The 26,456-nt window shown below is 45.6% G+C and carries 22 protein-coding genes; 13 read left to right on the forward strand and 9 right to left on the reverse strand.

Features of this window, described 5'->3' with window-relative positions; translation table 11 throughout:
* Positions 1 to 9 precede the first annotated feature (9 nt).
* Positions 10 to 729: a hypothetical protein gene (locus tag BMZ72_RS17590; protein WP_089810643.1), complete on the reverse strand. Its 720-nt coding sequence runs from the start codon at positions 727 to 729 to the stop codon at positions 10 to 12.
* Positions 730 to 915: 186 nt separating this feature from the next.
* On the opposite strand from BMZ72_RS17590, the gene BMZ72_RS17595 reads away from it, so the two are divergent.
* Complete coding sequence (locus BMZ72_RS17595) at positions 916 to 1,503, forward strand: hypothetical protein (RefSeq protein ID WP_143087722.1); 588 nt, start codon at positions 916 to 918, stop codon at positions 1,501 to 1,503.
* Between the two features lie 89 nt (positions 1,504 to 1,592).
* Here BMZ72_RS17595 and obgE read toward each other — a convergent pair whose 3' ends face one another.
* Positions 1,593 to 2,675: a GTPase ObgE gene (gene obgE / locus BMZ72_RS17600; RefSeq protein WP_089810648.1), complete on the reverse strand. Its 1,083-nt coding sequence runs from the start codon at positions 2,673 to 2,675 to the stop codon at positions 1,593 to 1,595.
* Positions 2,676 to 2,831: 156 nt separating this feature from the next.
* Entirely contained in the window at positions 2,832 to 3,419 is a 588-nt protein-coding gene (locus BMZ72_RS17605) for an adenylate kinase (protein ID WP_012788512.1), read from the reverse strand.
* A 366-nt stretch (positions 3,420 to 3,785) separates the two neighbouring features.
* Here BMZ72_RS17605 and BMZ72_RS17610 point away from each other — a divergent pair, with 366 nt between their 5' ends.
* The gene (locus tag BMZ72_RS17610; RefSeq protein ID WP_089811590.1) at positions 3,786 to 6,827 is read left to right on the forward strand and encodes a glycoside hydrolase family 3 N-terminal domain-containing protein; all 3,042 of its coding nucleotides are present in this window, start codon (positions 3,786 to 3,788) and stop codon (positions 6,825 to 6,827) included.
* Between the two features lie 96 nt (positions 6,828 to 6,923).
* Here BMZ72_RS17610 and BMZ72_RS17615 read toward each other — a convergent pair whose 3' ends face one another.
* The gene (locus BMZ72_RS17615) at positions 6,924 to 7,349 is read right to left on the reverse strand and encodes a hypothetical protein (protein WP_089810650.1); all 426 of its coding nucleotides are present in this window, start codon (positions 7,347 to 7,349) and stop codon (positions 6,924 to 6,926) included.
* Between the two features lie 198 nt (positions 7,350 to 7,547).
* On the opposite strand from BMZ72_RS17615, the gene BMZ72_RS17620 reads away from it, so the two are divergent.
* Positions 7,548 to 8,597, forward strand: a complete 1,050-nt coding sequence (locus BMZ72_RS17620; RefSeq protein ID WP_089810651.1) for a COX15/CtaA family protein — start codon at positions 7,548 to 7,550, stop codon at positions 8,595 to 8,597.
* Positions 8,598 to 8,717: 120 nt separating this feature from the next.
* Positions 8,718 to 10,913, forward strand: coding sequence for a patatin-like phospholipase family protein (locus BMZ72_RS17625; RefSeq protein WP_177222824.1), 2,196 nt, complete (start codon positions 8,718 to 8,720; stop codon positions 10,911 to 10,913).
* A gap of 3 nt (positions 10,914 to 10,916) precedes the next feature.
* Here BMZ72_RS17625 and BMZ72_RS17630 read toward each other — a convergent pair whose 3' ends face one another.
* Positions 10,917 to 11,918, reverse strand: coding sequence for an alpha/beta fold hydrolase (locus BMZ72_RS17630; protein ID WP_089810655.1), 1,002 nt, complete (start codon positions 11,916 to 11,918; stop codon positions 10,917 to 10,919).
* Between the two features lie 361 nt (positions 11,919 to 12,279).
* Between BMZ72_RS17630 and typA the strand changes: the two genes are divergently transcribed.
* The 4 genes from typA to BMZ72_RS17650 all read left to right on the forward strand — a co-directional run bounded on the left by typA (position 12,280) and on the right by BMZ72_RS17650 (position 16,212).
* Positions 12,280 to 14,094, forward strand: a complete 1,815-nt coding sequence (gene typA / locus BMZ72_RS17635) for a translational GTPase TypA (protein WP_089810656.1) — start codon at positions 12,280 to 12,282, stop codon at positions 14,092 to 14,094.
* Between the two features lie 109 nt (positions 14,095 to 14,203).
* Entirely contained in the window at positions 14,204 to 14,815 is a 612-nt protein-coding gene (locus BMZ72_RS17640; protein WP_089810658.1) for an alpha-ketoglutarate-dependent dioxygenase AlkB family protein, read from the forward strand.
* Positions 14,816 to 14,845: 30 nt separating this feature from the next.
* Entirely contained in the window at positions 14,846 to 15,721 is an 876-nt protein-coding gene (locus BMZ72_RS17645) for a hypothetical protein (protein ID WP_089810660.1), read from the forward strand.
* Positions 15,722 to 15,777: 56 nt separating this feature from the next.
* Positions 15,778 to 16,212 (forward strand): META domain-containing protein, encoded by a 435-nt coding sequence (locus BMZ72_RS17650; RefSeq protein ID WP_089810662.1) that lies wholly within the window; start codon positions 15,778 to 15,780, stop codon positions 16,210 to 16,212.
* Positions 16,213 to 16,285: 73 nt separating this feature from the next.
* Here the strand turns inward: BMZ72_RS17650 and BMZ72_RS17655 are convergent, their stop codons facing one another.
* On the reverse strand, positions 16,286 to 16,642 hold the full coding sequence (locus tag BMZ72_RS17655) for an IPT/TIG domain-containing protein (RefSeq protein ID WP_089810664.1): 357 nt from the start codon (positions 16,640 to 16,642) through the stop codon (positions 16,286 to 16,288).
* Between the two features lie 278 nt (positions 16,643 to 16,920).
* Positions 16,921 to 19,077 (reverse strand): S46 family peptidase, encoded by a 2,157-nt coding sequence (locus BMZ72_RS17660; RefSeq protein ID WP_089810666.1) that lies wholly within the window; start codon positions 19,075 to 19,077, stop codon positions 16,921 to 16,923.
* Between the two features lie 170 nt (positions 19,078 to 19,247).
* On the opposite strand from BMZ72_RS17660, the gene BMZ72_RS17665 reads away from it, so the two are divergent.
* From BMZ72_RS17665 to recA, 5 genes are all read left to right on the forward strand, one after another.
* Positions 19,248 to 19,679 carry a hypothetical protein gene (locus tag BMZ72_RS17665; protein WP_089810667.1) on the forward strand — a complete coding sequence of 144 codons (432 nt, stop codon included), beginning with the start codon at positions 19,248 to 19,250 and terminating at the stop codon, positions 19,677 to 19,679.
* A gap of 52 nt (positions 19,680 to 19,731) precedes the next feature.
* Positions 19,732 to 20,394 carry a ribonuclease HII gene (locus BMZ72_RS17670; protein ID WP_089810669.1) on the forward strand — a complete coding sequence of 221 codons (663 nt, stop codon included), beginning with the start codon at positions 19,732 to 19,734 and terminating at the stop codon, positions 20,392 to 20,394.
* A 46-nt stretch (positions 20,395 to 20,440) separates the two neighbouring features.
* Positions 20,441 to 21,934 carry an RNA polymerase factor sigma-54 gene (rpoN, locus tag BMZ72_RS17675; protein WP_089810671.1) on the forward strand — a complete coding sequence of 498 codons (1,494 nt, stop codon included), beginning with the start codon at positions 20,441 to 20,443 and terminating at the stop codon, positions 21,932 to 21,934.
* A gap of 45 nt (positions 21,935 to 21,979) precedes the next feature.
* Positions 21,980 to 22,672, forward strand: a complete 693-nt coding sequence (locus BMZ72_RS17680) for a hypothetical protein (RefSeq protein WP_089810675.1) — start codon at positions 21,980 to 21,982, stop codon at positions 22,670 to 22,672.
* Positions 22,673 to 22,953: 281 nt separating this feature from the next.
* A complete protein-coding gene (recA, locus tag BMZ72_RS17685; RefSeq protein ID WP_089810677.1) occupies positions 22,954 to 23,964 on the forward strand; it encodes a recombinase RecA in 1,011 nt (336 codons plus the stop codon).
* Positions 23,965 to 24,730: 766 nt separating this feature from the next.
* Here the strand turns inward: recA and BMZ72_RS17690 are convergent.
* Positions 24,731 to 25,351 carry a DNA-3-methyladenine glycosylase family protein gene (locus BMZ72_RS17690; protein WP_089810679.1) on the reverse strand — a complete coding sequence of 207 codons (621 nt, stop codon included), beginning with the start codon at positions 25,349 to 25,351 and terminating at the stop codon, positions 24,731 to 24,733.
* A 92-nt stretch (positions 25,352 to 25,443) separates the two neighbouring features.
* The gene (locus BMZ72_RS17695; protein WP_177222825.1) at positions 25,444 to 26,430 is read right to left on the reverse strand and encodes a M28 family peptidase; all 987 of its coding nucleotides are present in this window, start codon (positions 26,428 to 26,430) and stop codon (positions 25,444 to 25,446) included.
* Positions 26,431 to 26,456: the final 26 nt, after the last annotated feature.

The following is a 26,456-nucleotide window of genomic DNA, read 5'->3' on the forward strand; positions in this document are numbered from 1 at the left end:
AAGCAGACTTTATGCTGCTCCATCCTGAAGAAATTGTTCCAGGCGTTCACGCGTAATCACCTGGTTGCCCCAGTAGAAGGTATCTTTCAGGTGTATGTTGGATAAAGAAGCATTGGATTGCTGACTCAGCCATTGTACGAATGCTGACTGAGTGTCAAAGGATTGCCGCGAGAGATGCATGCCGCCGTCCCATAGTTCTCCATAATGGTACTGTCCCTCACGGTATTCGAGTCCCATACCGCAATAATCCCGGTGGGTATAACCGATACTGCCATGCCGGAGTGCGGTTGCTACTTTTTCGGCAAGCGGCTTTCCTATGGGTTGTGTATCCGCTGCCAGATGCTGCTTCAGTTCTTCTTTACGTTGCTGTATCTCTTTCTCTGCTTCTCGGGCGGCCGCCTGCTTTTGTTGCTCATGCTGTGCTCTGGACAGGTGTGTATAAAGGAAGCTTTCCCTGGTCAGGTCGATATCTACCTGCAGGATAGCTGTCTGGGGGCCACAGATCTCCAGATAATCCCGGATAGCTTTCTGTAACGGATAATCGAAATCCCATATCAGCATGGACTTATTATCGCGGGTTCGTATACAGCTAAGGGAGAGGAGAAGGGTCGAGGTGAATTCTGCCTTGAGCCGGCCTTTCGTACAGCCGGTTCTTTCCAGTTTCTCCTGTAAGTGGGCATTCAGGGCGGCTGTAACCTGTTCAGGACTTTTCATGGCGCCTTCATTCATGACAATTATTTCTGTATAGCAAGATATTCAAAACTCCCGGTTTGTTTTGTATATTTAGCCAAGGAAATCACAACTATTAATCTGCAAACCCGTTATAGTTTAGTTTAGTGTAGCTGCCCTGATCAACTTAAATAATTGAGCTTTAGTCAACACCCAAAATTTCTATAACAACCAAAACTTAAATTCATGAAACGAATGTCCTTCAACATTATCGCTTGCCTTGCGCTGGCATTTGCGGTGCTCACTGTTTCCTGTGGTAAAGACGGGGATACTGGTCCGCAGGGAGAACAAGGTACTCCTGGTCCCGCTGGTCCTGCCGGTCCTGCTGGTCCTCAAGGCCCTGAGGGTTCCGCTAATGTGATCTATTCAGATTGGCTGGACGTTGACTATAAGCCAGATACAATTCATACCTCTGGTGGCGGTATTGATACCGTTGGTTATTTTGCACAGATAGATGTAGCAAAACTAGACCTCGCGATGCTGACTAACGGAGAGATCAAAGTATATCTCAATGGCTTCAGCGCAGCTGATCCGACCGTTATACCACTACCTTATTTCAGCATTTACACTAATCTGAGTATCAATCCGACCTTCTACCTGAATACGATCGAGTTGTACTCCAATGGCGATATCAGTACTGTGCAGGATAATGCAGGTACAAAATACCAGCAATACCGTTATGTGCTGATCCCTGGTGGGGAAGAAGCGCGTAAAGCGAAAATTGACTGGAATAATTATGAAGAGGTGAAGAAATACCTGAACCTGAAAAACTAATTATTGCATTTGCTATAAAAGGAAGCGGCGCCCATCATTGATGGACGCCGCTTCCTTTTATAAAAAGATCAATCTGGTCAGATCTGTGATTAATTTTCTTCTTCCTCTTCGAAATCCTCATCCTCTTCTTCCTGCTCGTCCTCCTCTTCTTTGACGAGGCGGCTACGGCTTGGTTGTACATCACTGTTCAGCGCCTGCCATAACATATCTTTCAGCTCAGAGAGGCCCTGTTGGGTAACAGATGATATGAACACAACCGGTACATCGGCAGGCAATTCTGCGGCGATCGCTTCTTTCAGCTCATCGTCCAGCATATCGCTTTTACTGATGGCCAGCAGGAACTGTTTATCCAGCAGTTCAGGATTGTACTGTTCCAGTTCATTTACCAGGATATCATAATCCTTTCTGTGATCGGCACTATCCGCTGGGATCAGGAAAAGCAGCACGGAGTTCCTTTCGATATGACGAAGGAAACGGTGTCCGAGTCCCTTGCCTTCATGTGCACCCTCGATAATACCCGGCAGATCGGCAATCGCAAAGGAACGGTCATTACGGTAAGGTACCATCCCCAGGTTAGGAGTGAGGGTGGTGAACGCGTAATCTGCAATTTTAGGCCTTGCCGCAGTGATAGTAGAGAGCAGGGTGGACTTACCCGCATTCGGGAAACCTACCAGCCCCACATCTGCCAATATTTTCAGTTCGAGTACTTTCCAGCCTTCAATACTTGGCATACCTGGTTGTGCGTAATCAGGCGCCTGATTGGTCGCTGATCTGAAGAAGTTGTTACCACGACCGCCCTGTCCACCGGAAATCCATACGACTTCCTCTCCATCCTGGAGAATTTCAGCTTCCAGGTCGCCGGTTTCTTCATCAAATGCCTGAGTACCCAGTGGTACTTCAATAATAACATCCTCGCCATTGCGGCCTGTACTGTTATTATCTCTACCATTGCCACCATCTTCCGCCACCACATTTTTGTACCAGCGCAGGTGCAGCAGGGTCCATAACTGGGAGTTCCCTCTCAGAATGATGTGGCCGCCACGGCCGCCGTCTCCGCCATCTGGTCCCGCTTCCGGGTTATATTTGGTACGCATGAAGTGTGCACTACCTGCGCCACCCTTACCGGATTTAGCGAAGATCCTTATGTAATCAACAAAGTTGCCTCTTTCCAAAGTATTCTATTTATGCTTAATGTAACGCGCCCTGAAACAGAACGGCGTTAAATACGAAAACGCAAAGATCGTTAAGTTCAGCCACTTTAACTACGCTTTTGCGTGCTAAAATGCTTACTTACAATCTTTGCGTTTGAAAATATGTGAACCGGGAGATTAAACTTTTTCCTCTACCAGGCTTTCTATTTCTTTGCTCAGGCGGTCAAAGATCTCGTCAACCGAGCCTTCACCCTTGATTTTCTTGAACTTACCATATTTGGCATAGTGATCTGCAACAGGTGCAGTCTTATTATGGTATTCCACGATACGAGCTCTGATCACGTCTTCGTTGGCATCGTCGCTGCGACCGGAGGTGATACCTCTGTTCAACAGACGCGCAATTAATTCATCTTCAGGAACTTCCAGTGCAAGTACATTGGAAATAGCCGTCTTTTTCAGGGACAGCAGTTTATCCAGCGCTTCTGCCTGGGCAGTAGTACGGGGAAATCCGTCGAAAATAAAGCCTCTTGCTTCCGGGTTAGCATCCAGTTTGGAGCTGATCATGCCGATTACAACTTCATCAGGTACCAGTATACCCTGGTCCATCACTTTTTTCGCTTCCAGGCCAAGTGGTGTTTTCGCTTCAATCTCGCTACGCAGCAGATCGCCGGTAGACAGGTGAATAAGCCCGAATTTTGAAATCAGGTTAGCACTCTGAGTGCCCTTACCGCTACCGGGAGGGCCAAATAAAATGATATTGACCATGTTTTAAGAATACTTTAGCAAGACTGCAAATATAGCAAACAATTGAATGTATTGGTAACTAAAATTGCTATTGCTTGAATAATGTGAAATATTTAAGAAATTTCCTAGATATGTTTTAATGATTTGCTGTAAATAATGGATTATTTTTAAGAAGTTCACTGTTGATGCAAAGTGGTCAACGGAAGTGGTTTACAAGCTTTCATGCCATATCACAGGTAACGTAAATATAAACATTTCTACTGCCGGATAATTGCCGTAGATGAAATTATCTAGTAAAAAAATATTACCTGTTCAAACATAAAATGTTCCACTCATAGTGATAGATGTCATGCGCTATGGAGTAATAATTCGTAAGTTTAGTTGATGATGATGAAGCAATTAACGATTTTAGGTCTCTCTTTTTTATGCCTGGGTGGGAGTGTGCTGATGGCCATTCCGGGAAAGGGTCCGGGCCCACGCTTAGTGAAACAAAATGCGCCAAAGGAAGTAAAAGACGACAAGCCTGTCAGCAGAAAGGTAAAAATCAGGCAGGAAGATCCTGCCACCCACTGGGTAGACAGTGTCTTCGAATCCCTGGACGATGACGAACGTATTGCCCAGCTGATTATGATACGGGCGCATTCCAATCTTGGCGCCGATCATATTAAAAAAGTTACAAAAGACATTCAGAACAATAAGGTCGGCGGATTGATCTTTTTCCAGGGTGGTCCCGTACGCCAGGCTAATCTTACCAATTATTACCAGTCTATTTCCAAAACCCCGCTCATGATCGCTATCGATGGCGAATGGGGATTAGGTATGCGACTGGACAGTGTGACTTCCCTGCCACGCAACCTGATGCTGGGTGCGATGCAGGATAGTACCCTGGCCTATGAATATGGTAAGCAGCTGGCCATGCAGTGCCGCCGCCTGGGTATCCACGTGGATTATGCCCCGGATATGGATGTGAATAACAATCCCAATAATCCTGTCATCAATGACCGCTCATTCGGTCAGGACAAGTTCCAGGTAGCCCGTATGGGTGTACAGGTCATCAAAGGGATGCAGGACCAGAACGTAATGGCGGTTGCCAAGCACTTTCCTGGTCATGGCGATACCGATGTAGATTCCCACCTGGATATGCCGGTGATCCGTAAATCAAGGGCGCAGCTCGACTCGCTCGAACTGTATCCCTTCCGTAAGGCGATCGAAGCCGGCGTACAGAGCATCATGATGGCGCATCTGTATATCCCGGCACTTGACAGCACGCCCAATACACCGACCTCCATTTCCCATAAAGCCATTACTGACTACCTGAAAGGGGAGCTGGGCTATAAAGGCATCGTCATCACAGATGCGCTTGAAATGAAAGGGATCGCGAAATTTTATACCGGTGGCGAAGAAGCTGCCCGTTCACTGCTGGCTGGTAATGACATGATGATGCTGCCCTCTACTGCGTCTGGCAGTGTGGATGCTATCAAACGTGCCATCAGAAGAGGGGACATCACCTGGGATGAAGTAAATGCCAGGGTGAAAAAAGTCCTGCTGGCCAAATATAAACTCGGTCTGAATAAGCCACAGGTGATCGATGTCAGTAACCTGACTGCCGATCTGAATGCGGGTACCGATTCGCTGACCAAACGTATTGCAGAACAGGCGATCACACTCGTGAAAAATGATAACAACCTCCTTCCGTTTAACCAGCATACGCCGGGTAAACTGGCCGTAATTGCGGTGGGCGCCGATGTTAATAACGCATTCCTGCAAACCGTAAAAACCCTGCGACCTGATGTTAATTCCTTCATCTTCACCGCCCGTCAGGCGGAAACACAGGTACCACAGGTGGTAGAGCGTCTTAAAAAAGACTATCAGGCAGTGATCATCAGTTTACACAACTATGGTCGCCGGCCGGCAAATAATTTCGCTATCAGTTCAGCAGAACGTTTACTGATCCAGCAGTTACAGCGGGAAATGCCTTCTGCGACCGTTGTATTTGGTAATCCATATGCGATCCAGTATTTCTGTGATGGTCCGACCATCATTGCTGCATATGAAGACGACGACGCCACACAACGCACCGCGGCATCTATTCTCTTCGGACAGCTGCCGGCAAAAGGTAAACTGCCGGTGACCGTATGCGCCAACTTCCCGTATGGAACGGGTATCATTGCCGCTCCGCCACCTGCGCCGGTTGTGATAGAAAAAGAAGAACTGCAGCGTGTAAAGCCGGAAACGGTAGGTATGAGCAGTCAGACCTTACAGAAAATAGATGTACTCGCCAATGATATGATTGCCAAAGGAGCTGCGCCGGGTTGCCAGATCCTGGCCATGAAAAATGGCAAAGTTGTATACGACAAAACCTTTGGTTTCTTTGATTACAGCAAACGTGAACCGGTTACTTCCAACGCCCTGTATGACCTGGCGTCTGTTACCAAGATCTGTGCGACGACCATTTCAGTGATGCGTCTCTATGATGAAGGGAAACTGAGTCTTGATGCAAAACTGGGAGATTATCTGCCATGGGTAACCGGCACCGACAAAGCAGGACTTCGTATCCGTGATATTCTGTTGCATCAGGCCGGACTGGTATCATTCATTCCTTTCTACAAAGACGTCGTGGATGCGAAAGGATTTGCTGATACGACATTGTTCCACGCGTATGCAGATTCCGTGTATTCCGTGCGTGTAGCAGAGCATCTGTATATGAGATCCGACTATGTGGATTCTATGTATAAGCGCATCCTGACAAGTCCACTGAAACCTCAGCAGGGCTATGTATACAGTGATAACGACTTCATCTTCCTGGGGAAGATCATAGAACAGATTACCGGTAAAAAACTGAACCATTACGTAAGAGAAACTTTTTATGAACCATTAGGACTGACCACAACGGGCTTCCGTCCGAGGGAGCATTTCCAGTTATCACAGCTGGCACCTACCGAAAATGAACCTATCTTCCGTCGTCAGTGGATAAGGGGAGATGTACATGATCCGGGTGCCGCTATGTTTGGCGGTGTAGCAGGACATGCGGGTTTATTCTCCAATGCAGAAGATCTGGGCATCCTGATGCAGATGTTGCTGAATGGAGGTAAATATGGTGGTAAACAATACATTAAGCCAGAAACACTGCAATTATTCACCGCCTATGGCAGTAATATCAGCCGCCGTGGATTAGGTTTTGATAAACCGGAAAAGACAAATGGTAAAAAGGGAGAGGCTTATCCTGCAAAGAGCGCATCTCCGCTTACTTATGGTCATACCGGCTTCACCGGTACCTGTATCTGGGTAGATCCTCAGTCGCAGCTCGTTTTCATTTTCCTGAGCAACAGGGTTTGTCCTGCCGGAGGTGATAATAAAAGGCTTATCACACAGCATGTGCGCGAGAATATTATGGAAGTGCTGTACGAGGCGATGGCAGAGAAGAAATAGGTATAGAGAGAAGACGGGATAAATAGGCAATAGTGCCAGATGAAGTATGCCCTTAGTGGCCATTCATCCGGCACTATTTTTTTATAAAACCAATATCTATTGTACGGATACTGTTCTGCTGATGCTTGTTTCTGTTCTGATGTCTACTGTTTTTTCAGCCAGTTTGTTACGACCTCTTCTGATCTCAAATGTATAAGTGCCGTCCTGCAGTTCCTGCATATTGAACCTGGCGACGTATAACATCGTTATTGGCAGAGACTCCTGGTGCAGGGTGTAATTATTGGCATCCCTGATGCTCAGTGTTACTCTTTCAGTACCCGGATTTTCAACGGTAATTTTGAAAATCAGTTCCTCTGGTTTCACCTGAGCAACTTTGAGTCTGAAGCTTGTTACAGGGGTTGGGGTCTCGTCGTTATTAACAATGCTGATCTTGCTTTCGTTATATGCATAGGCATTTGCCTGGGCTTTCGCAAAAGATAAGTTAATGAGGATAGCGGCTAATATGAACGGTGTACGTTTCATGACAATACTTGTTTGTTATTGTTAGGTGATTTCTCTGTACGTATTAGCTAATACATGGTTCCTTAAATCGCCGCAAAGATCGAACGGTTAAGTTAACGGAAGGTTACGGGTAAGTTAACATAGGATTATGAATCGGGGACCGGATGATGACGAATGTCATTCTAAATTGTCTTTTGATACCTAACTTTGCTGGCGTTTATGGAAAAATCGAGATTACAAAAGCAGCGGCCGGTAGCTATCTGGCTTTATATAGGGGTGGGAATGCTCATTGTACAGGTCTTACTGGGCGGAATTACCCGTCTTACAGGTTCAGGACTGTCTATTACGGAGTGGCAACCGATCCTCGGGGCATTACCCCCGATGAGTGAGGCCGCCTGGCAGGCAGCTTTTGACAAATACAAGGAGATTGCCCAGTTTCAGTATGTGAACAATCACTTCACATTATCCGATTTCAAGTCAATTTATTTCTGGGAATGGTTCCATCGTGACTGGGCCCGCCTGATGGGTGTCGTTTTCATTATTCCGTTTATTTACTTCGTTGCAAAGAAGAAAATAGACCGGTCTATGATTCAACCTATGATCATCCTTTTCATACTGGGAGGATTACAGGGGGGAATTGGCTGGATCATGGTACAGAGTGGCCTTAACCAGGAGGACCTGTATGTAAGCCATATCCGTCTGGCAGTTCACTTCATCTCTGCCCTGGTCCTGCTGTGTTATGTATTTTGGTTTGCATTGAAACTCAGCACCGCCAATCGTCAGTTGCTCGCTGTACCACGGCTGCGCAGGTTCAATCTGCTCTTGCTGGGACTGCTCACCCTGCAGCTGATCTATGGTGCTTTCATGGCCGGTTTGCATGCCGCGCTTAATGCGAATACCTGGCCGGATATCAATGGCATGTGGTGGCCAATGGGTATGTTTACCGGCAATTTCCTGACAGATATTACACATAATCCGATCACTATTCAGTTTATACATCGCGGACTGGCCTATCTGATCACTATTCTTGTGATCGTATGGTGGTGGAAAGCGGCTGAAGCACGTGAAAACAGCCTCCTGCGCAGTGTACGCTTTTTGCCCCTGTTGCTGGTATTCCTACAGGTTGTACTGGGAGTGCTGACCCTGCTGGGCAGTCGCATTAAAATCCCTATTACACAGGCAATACTGCACCAGGGCGTAGGGATGCTGCTGTTACTCTCACTAATATGGACATTGTTTCTCAGCAGGAATAAAGCAGTTAGAGAATAAGGCTAAATCTGGCCAATAACATGTTAAACTTTTTCGTAAGTTTAGTTGTAATAAGCTTATCGGATGAAAGTGAAATCATTGTTGGTCAGGTTTTTTTATTCTTTTCCTATACAACTGTTCTTGCTTCACTTCCGCAAGTATCAGGTGTTGCTGCTGTTCTGGGCTATACTTTTTAGTACGATCAACGGTGAATTTGCCAAAGTTTTTGGTGGTGATGCCTTGTATCTGGCGCCTGAATATCTGGGTAAGGTAAACTTCTACAGTACTTCCATTCTGGGAGTTGCTACCGGCTTGTTTGTCATGAGCTGGAACATCACCACTTTTATCCTGCATACCGGCCGGTTTAAATTTCTTGCCACGACTGCACAGCCCTTTTTCAAATACTGCCTCAATAACTCCATTTTTCCGATCGCATTTCTGCTGAACCTGTTGTTGCGTAGCTGGGAATACCAGCGTTACCAGCAACTGAGTTCGGTGCCCGAAATATTACTGCTGACAGAAGGTTTTATCTGCGGTTATCTGCTGATCATTTTCTTCTGTTTTTTCTACTTCTTTAATGCAGATAAAAACATCGGCCGCCGGCTGGAAAAGAAGTTCGGTAATCCCCGTAACTTTTTACGTTTAGTGTTAAAACCAACCCAGGAAAAGGATGAAAATGCCTTACCTGTACATAACTATTTCAGTTCTTTCTGGCGGATCCGCAGAGCCAGGAATGTAGACCACTACAACAAGCATTACCTGGACAGTATTCTGAAACAACATCACTTCGCAGCGATGATCACTGTCGGATGCGCATTGATCTTTCTGGTGATACTGGCATTTCTGATGGATTATCCCATCTTCAGGATTCCTGCCGGCGCCAGTGTGATGATCTTTTTTGCATTTCTGATCGGTGTTGCAGGTGCTTATGCCTATCTGTTACAAAGCTGGGCTATTCCCATGGTGCTGGTGATGTTGTTTGCGCTGAACTGGATGGTAGAGCATGACCTGCTGGATAATCGTAACAAAGCCTACGGATTGAACTATAAACTCCGTAAACAAAGACCTGAATATAGCGTAACAGCGTTACAGCAGTTCTTCACACAGGAGCGCGCCGACAATGATAAAAAACAGACCCTTCAGATCCTGGAAAAGTGGAAGGAAAAACACAGTGGCCGTAAGCCCAAACTCATTGTTATCAACTTTAGCGGCGGGGGCCTGCGTGCTGCTACGTGGAGTATGAACGTATTGCAAAGACTGGACACCCTGATGAATGGCCAGTTGATGAATAACACCGTATTGATGACGGGTGCATCCGGTGGTATGATGGGCGCTTCCTATTACCGTGCATTATACCTGGAGAAACAGCAGGGTCACCGCATTGATATGCAGGATAGCAGTTATACGGAACGCATTTCCCGTGACCTGCTGAACTGTGTGTTTACGTCTATGGCAGTGAATGATTTTATCACGCCTTTCCGTTCATTTAAAATAGGAGATAAGCGTTATGCAAAGGACAGAGGTTATGCCTTTGAAATGCAGCTGAACAGTAATACCAGTAATTCGCTTGCCGGTACGATACGGGATTATCAGGAACCGGAAAGAAAGGCACAGATACCGATGCTGGTATGGAGTGCGACGATCAATGCAGATGGCCGCCGCCTGATCATTTCGCCGCAGCCGGTAAGTTATCTGTGTGCACCTGAATATGCATCACATGGCAGGAATGTACGTGATATTGACGGGGTTGATTTCACACAGTATTTTGCGGCACAGGATGCACTCGATCTGCGTGTAACCAGTGCGATAAGAATGTGTGCAACTTTCCCTTATGTATTGCCAAACGTGTTTCTGCCCAGTGTGCCGATCGTAGATGTAATGGATGCCGGTATCAGGGATAATTTCGGACAGGAACCTTCTATGCGTTTCCTCTATACTTTCCGGCAATGGATCAATGAGAATACAGACGGCGTTGTATTTATCCAGGTAAGAGATACGCGTAAGAATGATATCAAGTCTATCAAACAGTCGATGAAACTGAATGATATGATGTTTGATCCATTATTCACCATGCAGCAGCACTGGAGTGCCATGCAGGACTTTGTACAGGATAATGAACTGAACTATCTGGAAGGGTATTTCCCGGGGAAATTTCACCGTATTATTTTCCAGTATGTGCCGCAGAAAGAAGATAAGGCAGCGGCGCTGAGCTGGCACCTGACTTCGCGTGAGAAGATAGATATTGCGGGGGCTTTGGATAATCCGACCAATCAGGCCTCATTTGATAGCGTGATGCATATGGTCCGCAAGCCAATGCTCACGGACCATCAACAATAATTTTTATCGCAGGAATTCCAGCAGTGGCTGAATAAACTGCGGGTAAGCTTCTATGTGCGGAAGATGCCCGACGCCTTCAATAGGCGCAAGCTTCGCATTCGGAATACGTTTGCTGATCTCCTGTCCCAATACAGGATAATTTCCCATCGTCTTTTTCACTTCTTCCGATACACCCGCTTTACCCAATGCGGTGCGGTCACGCTGACCGATGATCAGCAGGGTAGGAACTTTGATGTTTTCAAATTCATAGAAAACCGGCTGTGTGAATATCATATCGTAGGTCAGCGCAGCATTCCATGCAACACGTGGATAATCTGCACCGGCAGTCCATCCGGCCTGTAATACCGCCCATTTTTCATAAGCAGGTTTCCATTCTCCGGCGTAGTAGTTATCCAGCTGATATTGTTTGATTTTCTCAAAGTTCTGTTTCAGTTCGCCTTCATACCATTTATCCACCGACTGATAAGGTACTTTCACTTTCCAGTCTTCCAGACCGATCGGATTTTCCAGGATCAGTTTTTCTGCCACATCAGGATACATCAGTGTAAACCTTGTAGCCAGCATACCTCCCATTGAATGTCCGAGTACGGCTGTTTTAGTGACTTTCAGGGTATCCAGCAGTGCTTTTGTATTCTGCGCGAGCAACTGAAAACTGTATTGCAGGTGAGGTGGTTTACTGGATTTACCAAAACCTATCTGATCAGGCATGATCACCCGGTAACCTTTATTGCTGAGATCTGCCGCTGTACTGTCCCAGTAAGCAGCACAGAAGTTCTTTCCATGCAGCAGCATGATCACTTTTCCATTGGGTTTTAAAGGCTGAACGTCCATGTATGCCATACGCAGGTTCTGGCCCTGTATATTCAGGGTAATATAATGAACGGGATATGGATAGGCGTAACCGGCCAGATCGGCGTCATACGGTATAATTGTCTGAGCATTTGTGCGGTTGAGCATGAGAGATAAAGCCATTAAACAGGTAACAAAAATTAATCTTCGTGTCATTATTCACAAATTGATGGGTAAATACGGGTTACTGCGCAAAAGTAGTGCCTGCAAGACCATATAGCTAAGAATTGTGATGTACGGGAAGCCCGGAAGCCATAAATATCAAAAAGTTACATCTGTCGTCCTTTCGTTGTATTTTTGTAGTATAGAGAGGAGAGTGGGCAATGGAAATTTGAGATGTAACAGACTGTTAGTTAGTGTATTATCAACCGGGAGTTTATATTTTTAACGAATTCTTTGGAGAAATGATTACAATTATTTAAAAGCCTATCCCCACTTTTTCCACATTTTGTTATAACTTTGCGCCTTCTTTTGGCCCGACCTATGTCAGGCAGCCAGAACAAATTGAACAAGATTTATGAATATCCGTAACATAGCAATCATTGCGCACGTAGACCACGGTAAAACTACCCTGGTTGATAAAATCCTTCATCACACCAACGTTTTCAGGGCTAACCAGGAAACAGGTGAGTTGATCATGGACAACAACGACCTGGAAAAGGAACGTGGTATCACCATCCTCAGTAAGAACGTTTCTGTTGAGTACAAAGGGGTGAAAATCAACGTAATTGATACTCCGGGCCACGCCGACTTCGGTGGTGAAGTTGAAAGGGTATTGAAAATGGCAGATGGTGTAATCCTCCTGGTGGATGCCTTCGAGGGACCAATGCCTCAGACCCGTTTCGTACTGCAGAAAGCACTGCAGCTGAAACTGAAGCCGATTGTGGTAATTAATAAAGTTGACAAGGCGAACTGCCGTCCTGACGAAGTGCATGACGCAGTATTCGAACTGTTCTTTAACCTGGACGCAACGGAAGAACAGCTGAACTTCCCAACCTATTATGGTTCCGGTAAGAATGGCTGGTTCAACGATTCATTGACGCAGTGTGAAGATATCACTCCATTACTGGATGGTATCCTGGCACACGTTCCGGAACCACAGATCCCGGAAGGTAACCTGCAGCTGCAGATCACTTCCCTGGATTATTCTACCTTCCTCGGCCGTATCGCTGTAGGACGTGTAGCACGTGGTACTATCAAAGAAAACCAGCAGATCTCCCTGGTACAGACCGACGGTTCTATCAAAAAGTCCCGTGTACGTGAACTGTATACCTTCGAGGCACTGGGTAAAAAGAAAGTAACTGAAGTACAACCTGGTGATATCTGTGCGGTAGTAGGTCTGGAAGACTTCAACATCGGTGATACCATCGCTGACTTCGAAGCTCCTGAAGCATTACCGGTTATCAGCGTGGATGAGCCAACCATGAACATGCTGTTCAGTATCAACAACTCTCCGTTCTTTGGTAAAGACGGTAAGTTCGTTACCTCCCGTCACCTGCGTGACCGTCTGGTAAAAGAAACTGAAAAGAACCTGGCGCTCCGCGTAGTTGATACAGACAGTGCGGATAGCTTCCTGGTATATGGTCGTGGTATCCTGCACTTAGGTGTATTGATCGAGACTATGCGTCGTGAAGGATTCGAGTTGACTGTAGGTCAGCCACAGGTAATCCTGAAAACTGTTGACGGTAAGAAATCTGAACCATATGAAACACTGGTAGTAGACGTTCCTCAGGAATTCGCCAGTAAAGTAATTGATCTGGTAACTCGTCGTAAAGGTGAGATGCTGATCATGGAAACAAAAGGTGATATGCAGCACCTGGAATTCGAAATTCCTTCCCGTGGTCTGATCGGTATGCGTACCCAGATGCTGACCAACACAGCTGGTGAAGCTGTAATGGCGCACCGCTTTATGGATTACAAACCATGGAAAGGACCAATCCCTGGTCGTAGCAATGGTGTACTGATCGCTAAAGAAGCTGGTACTACTACAGGTTATTCCCTGGATAAACTGCAGGATAGAGGTTTCTTCTTCGTAGATCCGGGAGAAGAGGTGTACAAAGGCATGATCATCGGTGAAAACAACAAACCTGGTGACCTGGTAGTTAACCCGAACGAGGGTAAAAAACTGACCAACATGCGTGCAAGTGGTAGTGACGCTGCAACCAGCATCGCTCCTAAGACCCTGATGACACTGGAAGAGTGTATGGAGTACATCCAGCACGATGAGTGTATCGAGGTTACGCCTAACCACATCCGTATGCGTAAAACATACCTGGATGAGGAAGACAGAAAGCGTTTCCAGAAAGTAATGAAAGCAGACGGTATCGCGTAAGCCTTATCTGTCTCAAAGATATAAGCCGCTTCGTATTACACGGAGCGGCTTTCTTTTTGCCCCGACTGACTATATTCATTGCGTAGCCGGATTGTATATTTGTATTGCAATGGAGCCGCAAATACCATTATTTAGTGATCCCGCCTGTCAGCATATACCCCTGAAGGACGGAGAACTGGTTTACTGTCCGCAGTTTTTTCCCCTGCCGGAAGCCAATCATTATCTGCATACTTTATTATCCTCCATCGACTGGCAACAGGAAAGCATGGTCATGTATGGTAAACCCGTGTTGTTCCCCCGCCTGATGGCCTGGTATGGAGATGCAGGCAGCAGTTACTCGTTTTCCGGAAAGACCTATCACCCCTCACCATGGACCAATGAACTTTTACAGATAAAAGGAGCGATAGCACCCCTTTCCGGTGTGGATTTTAACAGTGTATTGCTCAACCGCTACCGCAATGCGAAAGATTCTATGGGCTGGCATGCCGATGATGAACCTGAATTAGGTATTAATCCGGTCATTGCCTCCGTGAACCTTGGTGCTACCCGGCGTTTTATGTTGCGTCATGTGAAAGAAGCCGACAAATTTGAACTGGAATTACAGCACGGCTCCCTGCTGATCATGAAAGGAGCATTACAGCATCACTGGCAACATCAGGTACCGAAAACAACCAGAATTTTAGCAGAAAGAATTAATCTTACATTCCGGGTCATTCAGTGAATGTGACCAATCACCTTAAAAGGCATCGTCATGAAAAACCCCATCTTACTCATCGGCAATGATATCAACAACATATCAAAAGGCCAGAGCTGGAAAGACCTGTTGACGGATATTGTCAGCTTTTGTCTGCCGGATGGTTGTGTGCAGCTCGATGAAAGAAAGCCATTTCCATTATTGTATGAGGAAATATTCCTCACCGCTATCCGTCAGCAACATATCCGGGAAGCTGAACTGAAAGCATTTATTGCGGAGAAAACACTCAGAATTGAGCAGAACGAGATCCATGCCGCTATCAGGGCCCTCGCACCTGCGCATATTCTGACCACCAATTATGAGTTTACGCTGGAAGGAGAAATTCCCGATGGCAATAACAGCCTTATTCAGGAAAGAGCCTTCAGCATTTTCAGAAAATATACGGTCGATGGGACCAACTACTGGCATATTCACGGGGATTGCCTGAATCCGCTGAGTATTAACCTGGGTTTTGAACATTATGGTGGACAACTCCAACAGATGCGTAACTATGTTGTGTCCGGTACAACGTATACCAGTCCGCAGGCGCCACGTCAGTCGCTTATACAACGTATCCAGCAACACCTTCCCGTGAAGGACGATTCCTGGCTGGATCTGTTTTTCACCAGGGATATTCACATTTTCGGACTATCCCTCGATTTTGTGGAAACAGACCTCTGGTGGCTGCTGACTTACAGGGCCCGGCAGAAGTTTCAGAAAAACACGATCCCTGTCCGGAATGCGCTGTACTATTATATTCCTACAGAATTTGTACAGGGCGCCAAGTTTAAACTGGACATGCTGGCTGCCAATGATGTAAAAGTCATAGACATAGCGGCGGCAGATAAGCGTACCTATTATGAGGAAGTGCTGAAGCAGATCAAACGGCTGTGAACCTTATGGAGTGATTTTTGTTCTTTTGCGGATATAGACCACTTAAAAAGTACATTATGTTTATCAGATTAACAGCACTGGCAATGGTTCTTCTTGCCAACACATGTAACCAGAAGGCTGTAAAACAGGATATCGCCAGTATCCAGAGTAAAAGGTGGGCACTGACGACGATGAACGGCGCTAAACAGGAGAAATCATCTGTCTGGATGGAATTTGATCCGGCAACCCATCGTTTTAATGGTAATGGCGGTTGTAATAAAGTAAGCGGTGAATATCAGCTGGAGGGTAATGAGATCTCTTTCGGAAAAGTGATCAGTACACGAATGGCCTGTATCGATCCGCAGGGAAATGAAAGAGAAAGCGCTTTTCTGCGCATGCTGAGTGACCGCACATATACTGTAAAGTTTGAAGATCAGCTATTACAGTTCCGTGATAGCGGGAGAGTAGCGATGTCTTTCACAGGATTTAAAAAAGCGGCAAGCGCTAAATAAGCACTGCACTATATTATATATAAATGCAGCGTACACACGGACAAAACTGTCTATGTGCACGCTGCATTTTTTGTTATCTGCCAGCGAGCATGATGATCTGATTGTCGATCAGGACTGTATCAGATACTTCATCGCCTACCTTTACGGTGATGGCTATTTTAGCCGTTTTTCTGGCAGGAATTTGTACGATTAATTCATTGTCTGAAGCGCTGATGATCTTTGCTTCCACGTCATCAACGATCACTTTATTGTCAGTTGTTACATGACTGAATCCTTTACCGTGTATGGTCAGTAAAATTTCCGTTGTACCGGCAGGAAGTGTGTCCTGCATCTGAAACGCCGCTTTTTCGGCAGTAGGGGTAACCTGACAACTGTATAGACAACACATTACCATGGCTATCATAGCCAGACTCATTTTCTTAATAAACATAAAATTTATTCTTTTGGGGTTCAGGGTTAAAACAGTGCGGTGTAGTGTATGGAGCTAACGGCGACTGTTGGTATTCAATTAAATCGGACGCAAAGGTAAGGACTTTTCAGTTATCAGCAATGCGTATTAATACCTGAAAATCAGAATTGAGTATTAATACTTGCTTGTGGCAAGTAAATCACAGTCAACAGAGGAAAAGAGAAAAACGGCTGTATAAAATGAGGGTGTCTACCAGCTGGCGGACACCCTCATTTGCAAATTACTTCGTGTATTTATTACTATTTGATCAGCTTCAGTTCATTGATAATGTTGCTGGCGCCGCCCAGTTTATCGATACACCACAGTACGTAACGTACATCCACACAGATCGTACGGTTGTACACAGCATCAAACTGTATTTTATGGCTCAGTGCCTCATAGTTACCGTCGAAAGCAAGACCGATCAGTTCACCGTTTGCATTCAGTACAGGAGAACCTGAGTTACCGCCGGTGATATCATTGGTGGTAATGAAGCAGGTAACGATATCATTCTTTCTGAGGTCTTTGTATTGACCAAAGTCTTTCTTGTTGTAGAGGGAAACATAATTTTCCGGCAGATCGAATTCGTAATCGCCTGGTTTATATTTTTCCATCACACCTTTCATCGTACATACGTAATCATATGCTACCGCATCACGTGGCGCATATGGTTTTACCTGACCATAGGTCAGACGCATAGAGAAGTTCGCATCAGGATACCATTTTTTGTTAGGCTCCATTTCCAGTTTACCCTTCATATAAGTACGTCCAAGATCGTTGTTTTTAGTCACGAACTGGTTGTACACCGGCAGGTATTTGGAGCTGAAGTTTTTAACGAATGCACTGGAGTAAGCAAAGGCGGGATCCGTTTGCAGGGTTACTGCATCTGGATTAGCCACAAAAGCTTTCCAGCGTGCATCATTCATGATCATTGATCCTGACATGATAGCGGACGACCAGAGACGGTAGGTATTGTTATCATCCAGACTACCGAATTTTGCCTTGATCGCATCGTAGAATCCGATAGGATGCTGCGCTACAGGAATATCTGTGTAGAACAGGTGACAGGTTGCTGCGAGTATTTTCTGATCGCTGGTTTTGTCTTCTTCTTCCAGGAATACTGTACGTGCTTTATCAGCCGCCTGGATACTCTGTTTGATCGCCTCAGCAGAACCACCAGATTGTACCATCGCTTTTTCTACAGCCTGCAGACTGGCGGCGAAAGCTGCCAGCGGGGAACCCATGATACCTTCATTGATGTAAATGCGGTGTTTTGCATAGGGCGCCCATGCCTTGTAGTTGGTGGTGTAATCAGCGAAGATATTAGCGTATTCGGTTTTACCCGTTGCCCATTTACCAAATGCTGCTTCTTCTTTTTGTTTCTCTTCTACCACATGGTATTTTACCAGCTGTTTTGCTTCACCGTCAAAGAATTTCCAGTAATTAGCGATACCGGCATAAGAAGACGCCAGTTTCAGCTTGATAGCCGGATCTTTTTTCATCTGCTCAAACATGTAGGAAAGACGTACTGCACGCAGTGCTACGATAGAAGGATTTTCTACATCTATTTTCAGTTTTACGCCTTCGGAGCTTTCGTAACGGTTGGTACCGCCCGGATAACCGAAGATCATTGCGTAATCATTCTCTTTAATTCCTTTGATAGAAACAGGCAGGAAATGTTTTGGTTTTAAAGGCAGGTTCGCTGCGGAGTAATCTGCAGGTTTGCCATCTTTATCCGCATACACGCGGAATACGGAGAAGTCGCCGGTGTGACGTGGCCATTCCCAGTTATCAGTGTCGCCACCGAATTTACCGATGCTTTCCGGTGGGGCGCCTACCAGACGGATGTCTTTGTAACGCTCATAGACGAACAGCAGGTACTGGTTGCCTTTGAAGATCGGGAGTACTTTGGCTTCGTAGTTAGTGCCACTGATCGCCTGGGCGACGATATCTCCTATGATCTTTTGCTGTTGTTGCATTCTTTCAGGACCGGAGAGGTCTTTCAGCCCGTCCATTACCTGTTTGGTAACATCGTCCACTTTTACGAGAAACTGAACAGAAAGGCCTTTTGCAGGGATTTCCTGGCTTTTGTCCAGGGCGTAGAAACCATTTTTCAGGTAATTGTGCTCAACGGAGCTGGCGGTAGCGATAGCGTCGTAACCGCAATGGTGATTGGTGAAAATCAGCCCCTGGTTGCTCACTATTTCCCCGGTACATCCGCCACCGAAAATGATAATGGCGTCTTTCAGGGACGCTTTGTTGATACTGTACAATTGTTCTTTCGTCAACTTAAGACCTTTCTTCACCATGTCATTGTACACTTGCTGTCCTAATAAATAGGGCAGCCACATTCCTTCATCTGCTTTGGCGAATTGAGCCGCCAGCAGGAACAGAAGGATCAGCAGATTCTTCTTCATAATTGATTATCGTTTTAAAAAAGCAGGCTCAAACCTAGGTATTTTTTCAATAAGCGCCATATTGTCTGTGGTAAACGGTTGTAGCGGTCACAATAATTCTGGAATGGCATTTGCAAAAAGACGTATTTATCAGGTACGTAACACTATAAGCTCACTTTAAAAACCTACTTATGAAAAAGGTATTGCTCCTATTGACTGTAGCGGCTTTCATGGCTTGCCAGGAGACTTCCAGACAGGAAGAAAAAAAGGAGGAAATGAAGGAAGGTGTGGAAAAAATTGGACAGGATGTAAAGGAAACCGCTGCCGATACCAAGGAATATATGGAAGCCCAACGCGATGAACTGCGGAAAGACCTGGAAGAACGTAAACGGGAAATTGACCTGAAAATGGAGGAACTGAAAAAAGATGGTTCCACCAAAAGTAAAAAAGCAAAGGCAAAACTGGCTGACCTGAGAGATCAGATAGATGTAAAACTGGGGGAACTGAAAAATACGAGTGCCGACAAGTGGGACAGTACCCGGAATGATGTTGATACACTGCTGAAAAGGACGGACGAGGAGTGGCAGGAGTTCAAAGCGGACTTCAAAGAATTATTCCGATAGGGATAAGAAATGAAATTCCCTACCTTTACCACAATAATCATACTAAAAAGCCTTGTTACGTTCATATCACCAAAAAGATATCGCTTTTGAGGCCGGCTGCGATGAAGCCGGACGGGGTTGCCTTGCGGGGCCGGTATTCGCAGCAGCTGTGATTTTACCGCCTAAATTCAGGAATAAACTCCTGAACGATTCCAAGCAGTTAAAGGCCTCCGACCGGGATAAATTGCGGGATGTAGTGGAAAAAGAGGCGATAGCTTATGCTGTAGCCAGTGTGGATAACCTGGAGATAGACAGGATCAACATCCTGAAAGCATCTTTCAGAGCCATGCACCTGGCATTGGACCAGCTAAAGCAGCAACCGGGTTATATACTGGTAGATGGAAACAGGTTCGTTCCCTATGGAAAGATTCCCCATGCCTGCATTGTCAAGGGGGACGGCATATACGCCTCTATAGCGGCAGCCTCCATTCTGGCTAAGACTTACAGGGACGAATACATGCACAGGCTGCATCAGGAATATCCGCATTTCGGGTGGCTGGAAAATAAGGGTTATCCTACTTTGTTCCACCGGGATGCCATCCGTGCACATGGCGAAACGCCTTACCACCGGAAGACATTCAGATTATTACCTGACCAGCCGGAGCTGGACTTTAATGCCCCTGTAGCGGAATATACAGTTGTGAAAGTGGTTTCCCCGGAGGAAGCCCAGGATTAGGTAAAAACTATTGTTTATTTATTTTGCCCTTGGATAGGATCAGACTATGTTAAAGCAGACACAACAGCAGAAGCTATTACAGAAATTGTCGCCGCAGCAGATTCAGCTGATGAAACTGCTCCAGGTACCTACGGCTGTTCTTGAAGAGCGTATCAAGGAAGAGCTGGAGGAAAACCCTGCCCTGGAATATGGGGAAGACGCGCATGAAGATGAATACAAAGACCCACAGGAAGAGTATAATAATGGCGAGGAAGGCGCTGAAGATGAGTTTGAACCTGATGGGAGTGAGAATGAATACGATAATATTGACATTTCCGAATATGTAAGTGAAGGAGATGATGACATCGCTGACTATAAACTCAGGGATGACAACTATCCTGACCAGGATGAAAATAAGACCATCCCGGTAAGGGTTGAAACCTCTTTTCATGAACACCTGCTCGAGCAGTTAGGTATGCTCGAACTGGATGAACGGCAGAACGCTATCGCGGAACAGATCATTGGCAGCATCGATGATGACGGTTATCTGCGTCGTGAAGTAAGCGCCATCGTGGACGACCTTTCTTTTTCCCAGAACGTTGCGACCGATGAGGACGAGATTAAGGAACTGATCCGTATGATCCAGGAGTTTGATCCGCCAGGCATCTGTGCGACCGACCTGAAGGAGTGCCTGTTGTTGCAACTGAGGCGCAAACCACAGGACGATCCGGGAATAGTGGGCGCCTATCTGATCCTGGAGAATTACTTCGATGAGTTTACGAAAAAGCACTACGAGAAGATCCAGAAAGGATTGAATATGAGTGACGATAGCCTGAAAGAGGCAATCGGACAGATCATCAGACTGACCCCTAAACCGGGTGGCAATTTTGCTACCCTGAATAAGGCGGAAAGTTATGTGGTGCCTGACTTCTTCATCCTGAACAACAACGGTAAACTGGAGCTGACACTGAACTCCAAGAATGCGCCCGATCTGCGTATTTCTGAAGGGTACAGGGATATGCTGAAGGAATATGACCGGGGGGATAAGAAAGACAAACGCCAGAAAGAAGCGGTGTTATTCATCAAGCAGAAGATCGACGCCGCAAAATGGTTCATAGATGCCATTAAACAGCGTCAACATACCCTTTTGTCTACCATGGAATCCATCATGGGGTATCAGCGCGAATTCTTCCTCACGGGAGATGAAACGACGATGCGTCCGATGATCCTGAAAGATATTGCCGATATCACCCAGCTGGATATCTCTACTGTGAGCCGTGTGGCCAACAGTAAGTATGTTCAGACGGAGTTCGGTACCTTTAAGCTGAAATTCTTTTTCAGCGAATCTTTATCCACCGATAGTGGGGAAGAAGTATCTACCCGTGAGGTAAAAAAGATCCTGTCTGACCTGATCGAAGGAGAAAATAAGCGTAAACCATTAAGCGACGAAAACCTGACCAAGATGTTGCAGGACAAAGGGTATAATATTGCCCGCCGTACTGTGGCAAAATACCGCGAACAGTTAAATATTCCGGTAGCGAGGTTAAGGAAGGAGCTTTAAAGAAGGAGGCGTCCGTACCGCCCGGAATGAGACGGAAATCTGTGAATGGAACAAGTAATTATACCCACAACTGATAATTCCCGGCAGAATAAGCCGGTATTTTCACCAGCATTACGCGCAGCAGCGGAGGTTATTTCATATATATCCCATCCGCTTTTCCTGCCAACGCTGGTAACGGCATTCGTTGTCAATGCGTTACCGGAATATTTTGTTCAATTCAAAGAAGGCAGCGTTCGCTTCGCCTTTGATGCACTGTATTTCAGGGTGGTATTCACCACGCTTTTCCTGCCCATTTTTGTGGTAATGCTGTGTAAAGCGCTGGGTTTTGTTGAGTCCTTTCAGTTACGGGCCCAGAAGGACCGTATCATTCCATATGTAGCCTGTACTATTTTCTACTTCTGGATCTATTTTGCCTTCAAACGTGAGGGCGCAGCACCACCTTTCTTCAATGCATTTTTCCTGGGGATCTTTATTGCCATCGTAATGGGCATGGTCGCCAATACCTACGTGAAGATCAGTATGCATACCATCGGCTGGGGAGGCGTGATCGGTTTTCTGCTGATGCTGATGATCGGGATGAACATGAATATCAGTCTGGTACTGATGGTGGCATGTCTGCTCGCCGGCATCGTGGCAACTGCCCGTCTGATCCTTGGAGCACACACACCTGCAGAGATCTATACCGGTTTCGGAATGGGGATCCTGGCGCAGCTGATCGCCTATGGTATCGTAGGATAATTCCTTTTTTTTAAAACTTTTTGGGCTACGCACATTCAGTGCGTAAGGACGTATCATCTTTGTAGTGTTATTTGAACATTGACATTGACATATGCGTCTGTTGTGCGTTAGCCCCCTTAAATTTTTATAAAACAAGCATAACAATAACAAACGTGCGAGGTTAGATCTTTTTACTATAACATTTAGCATTATGTGGCCAAAATGCTAAAAAATTTAGGATAATAGAAAATTAGGTCATAACTTAGCACACACCATTAAATTTGTAAAAAACACTTACTAATATGTCTACAGCCAATACTGACAAACTCAAGGCGCTCCGCCTTACGATGGACAAGATCGAGAAGGATTTCGGAAAGGGATCTGTGATGATGATGGGTGAAAAGGGCACTGATCCAATGGAAGTAATTTCAACAGGTTCCCTGGGTCTGGATATAGCGCTTGGTATCGGTGGCTTCCCTAAGGGAAGGATCATTGAGATATATGGACCTGAATCTTCCGGTAAAACAACCGTTGCTATTCATACAATTGCAGAAGCACAGAAAAAAGGTGGTATCTGCGCAATCATAGATGCGGAGCACGCATTTGACAGTTCTTACGCTCAGAGACTGGGTGTGGATGTTGATTCGCTGCTGATTTCCCAACCAGACCATGGTGAGCAGGCACTGGAAATTGCCGATCGTCTGATCCTCTCCGGAGCAGTAGATGTGGTGGTAATTGACTCCGTAGCTGCCCTGGTGCCAAAAGGTGAACTGGAAGGTGAAATGGGTGAAAGCAAAATGGGTTTACAGGCACGTTTGATGTCTCAGGCGCTGCGTAAACTGACCGCGACAATTTCAAAAACAAACTGCTGCTGCATATTTATTAACCAGCTGCGTGAAAAAATAGGAGTGATGTTTGGTAATCCGGAGACTACTACCGGTGGTAACGCGCTCAAATTCTACGCTTCCGTGCGTTTGGATATTCGTCGTATGACACAGATTAAAGATGGTGATGAAGCTGTTGGTAACCGCGTTAAAGTAAAAGTAGTTAAGAACAAAGTTGCACCTCCCTTCCGCCAGGCTGAATTCGATATCATCTTCGGACAAGGTATTTCGAAGATGGGTGAAATTATCGATATGGGTGTTGAATACGGCATTATCCAGAAAAGCGGCAGCTGGTTCAGTTATGATACCAACAAGCTGGGCCAGGGCCGTGATGCCGTGAAAACATTGCTGCTGGATAATCCTGAAGTAGCCGCTGAGATCGAAGGAAAGATCAAAGCAAAATTAGCAGAACAACAGGCTTCTGCGTAATCATGACTGTTGACAGTCATTCAAAACGAGTGTCGCCATCATCTGGTGATAAACGGAAAGGAATACTTGTAAAAATGTATACCGAAAACGTTGCGGCACTCGTGATAAGTCTGCGTGATAAGTCTGAAGGTTACCGTTTGACGACGCGGTGCCGGAAATGAAGCGATAGATACGTCAAACCAGAAACAATCAGCAGGCAGCAGTCGTGTATATGTACTGCCGCTTTTTAAAGAGTTGTTTTAGTTTTAGATATAAGCATTGGGTTAGTTAGTATTAACGTAAATCCCTGCCTTCTCCTGGGCGGGGATTATTTTTTTATAGTAACTCATGTGTAATGCAGGGTGCAATAGAAGTGCTTCTCCCGGAAGCCTTTATAATAGTTGGTTTTACAAGTATGTATGCTGTTGAATGTTAGTGTGTGAAGTCCCTTGTTTCTTCAGAACAAATCGTTGCTTAACAGGTAGATATATAGTGATTTATTTATTGCGTTTATAGGTTAGAGTTATAGTCTTTTACAAAAGACAATTTACTTTTTTTACCGAATGAATCACAGCATATCTGCTGCATGGAAAAATGCTAAATTTGATTGCTTCTGTACCTGTTCTTTATCTCTCTGTTATTAGTCAGACTATAGTTCTCTTACGTTACTGCTTCGTTAGCAACGAAAGATTAACGTAAGAGAACTATAGTCTGACTAAGAGATGAACGTAAGTTACTGATGTGGCGTATATGACTCAATGCGTGATGACTGATTCGTAATTATTAATTAATTCGTTGGTTTCATATCCTTCCACGCCCACAAATATCTGCTCGCATATGTCCTGTAAGGCGACCATTTTTTCGATATCTTCAGCAGCTTTTCCCGGAATGCTTTCTTATCTGTATGATCCAGTTTATATAGCTTGATCATCGCCTGTTGTAACCCCAGATCATCTATCGCAAAAACATCTTCTCTGCACAGATAAAACATCAATAGCATTTCTACTGTCCAGCGGCCTACGCCTTTGATCTGTGTGAGGTATTTAATCACTTCTTCATCGTCCATCTGCAACAGCTTTTTATCCGTTAATTTTTCTTCCACAGTAAAGCGCGCCACATTGTGTACATAACTCACTTTTGCATTGGATAATCCGATGCTGCGCAGTGTCTCTGGTGGTGTATCGAGTATCTGTTGTGCATTGGGTTCTTTACCATCATATAAAGCGAGAAAACGGGTATAGATAACGGTGGCTACTTTTACACTTAACTGCTGACTCATAATAGAACCGATCAGCTTCAAGGCAATATTCTTCTGGACATTCAGCGCTGGCAGCGGCTCCGTCATAATACCCGCCAGCTTCTTATCCTTACTGAGATGTACCAGATGTACTTCGGGGGATTGTCTCATAAAAATTCGTTTAAAGAAAAATGCTCCTGATAAAGCAATGTATTAAATTTTGCTTCATCAGGAGCATTCTCCTCAGGTTCTTTCAGAACTATTTAGTACTCGAAAGGTTGTCTGTATAAAACTTCGAGGATCGTCTGACCAACGACCTGTAACGTACGTTTGTCAATCACTGTCATGTTATCATTTGCCGTGTGCCAGTGCGGAACAAAGTTACCGTTCTGTTGCAGCGCAATGATATCAAAAGTGGGAATATTCGCCATCGTATTTACATACACGTGATCGTCCGTGATGCTGGTACCGATATTCTCATAACGGAAGTAATCAGAATAACCCAGACGGTTCGCTACGTCCCAGAACATCTTCATCGGACCATAAGCATACTGCTGGGAACCGCCTTCCATAAAGAACTGGGAGGCACGGCCGCCCACCATATCCAGGAGGATCCCGTAATTCGCTTTATAGCCTCTTACGTGCGGATTTTTGGCCCAGTATTGTGTACCGAGGCAATAGCTGTTCTCTTCTTCACTGATACCGTAATCTTCCACATCGGTCAACAGGATGTCAACACCTGCTTTTGGTTTGTCAGCATGCAGCTGACGGGCTACTTCAATCAGGACACCAACTCCGCTGGCGCCATCGTCGGCACCATCCAGTTGTTTGTTTTTGTCAAAAGCATCCTGGTCAGCATGTGGACGCGTATCCCAGTGGGACAGGAGCAGTACACGCTGCGTAGCCGCCGGATTGAAACTGGCGATGATATTGATACAAGGTAATGCTACGTTCTTTGGCCCTCTTACAGTTGTACGCTGTATGTATACCGTATCTGCAAGTGGCTTCAGTTGCGCGATCAGCCAGTCAGCACATTTTTGCTGTGCCGGTGTGTTGGGAATACGCGGACCGAAGCTGACCTGTTTTGCTGTATAAGCATAAGCGCTGTCTGTCTGAAATACGGGTACATTCACATTCTGAACGGTCGCCGTTGGCTTGCCGGATTCTTCCGGCTGATTGGTTTTTGTCGGCTGCTGACAGGCGCTCACGCACAAGGCCACACCTGCTGCAAAACTTAGTATTTTGTACATATTAACAAATGGCTGTTTGAGCATGA

It is taken from the genome of Chitinophaga sp. YR627, assembly GCF_900114995.1.
Classification (GTDB): Bacteria; Bacteroidota; Bacteroidia; order Chitinophagales; family Chitinophagaceae; genus Chitinophaga.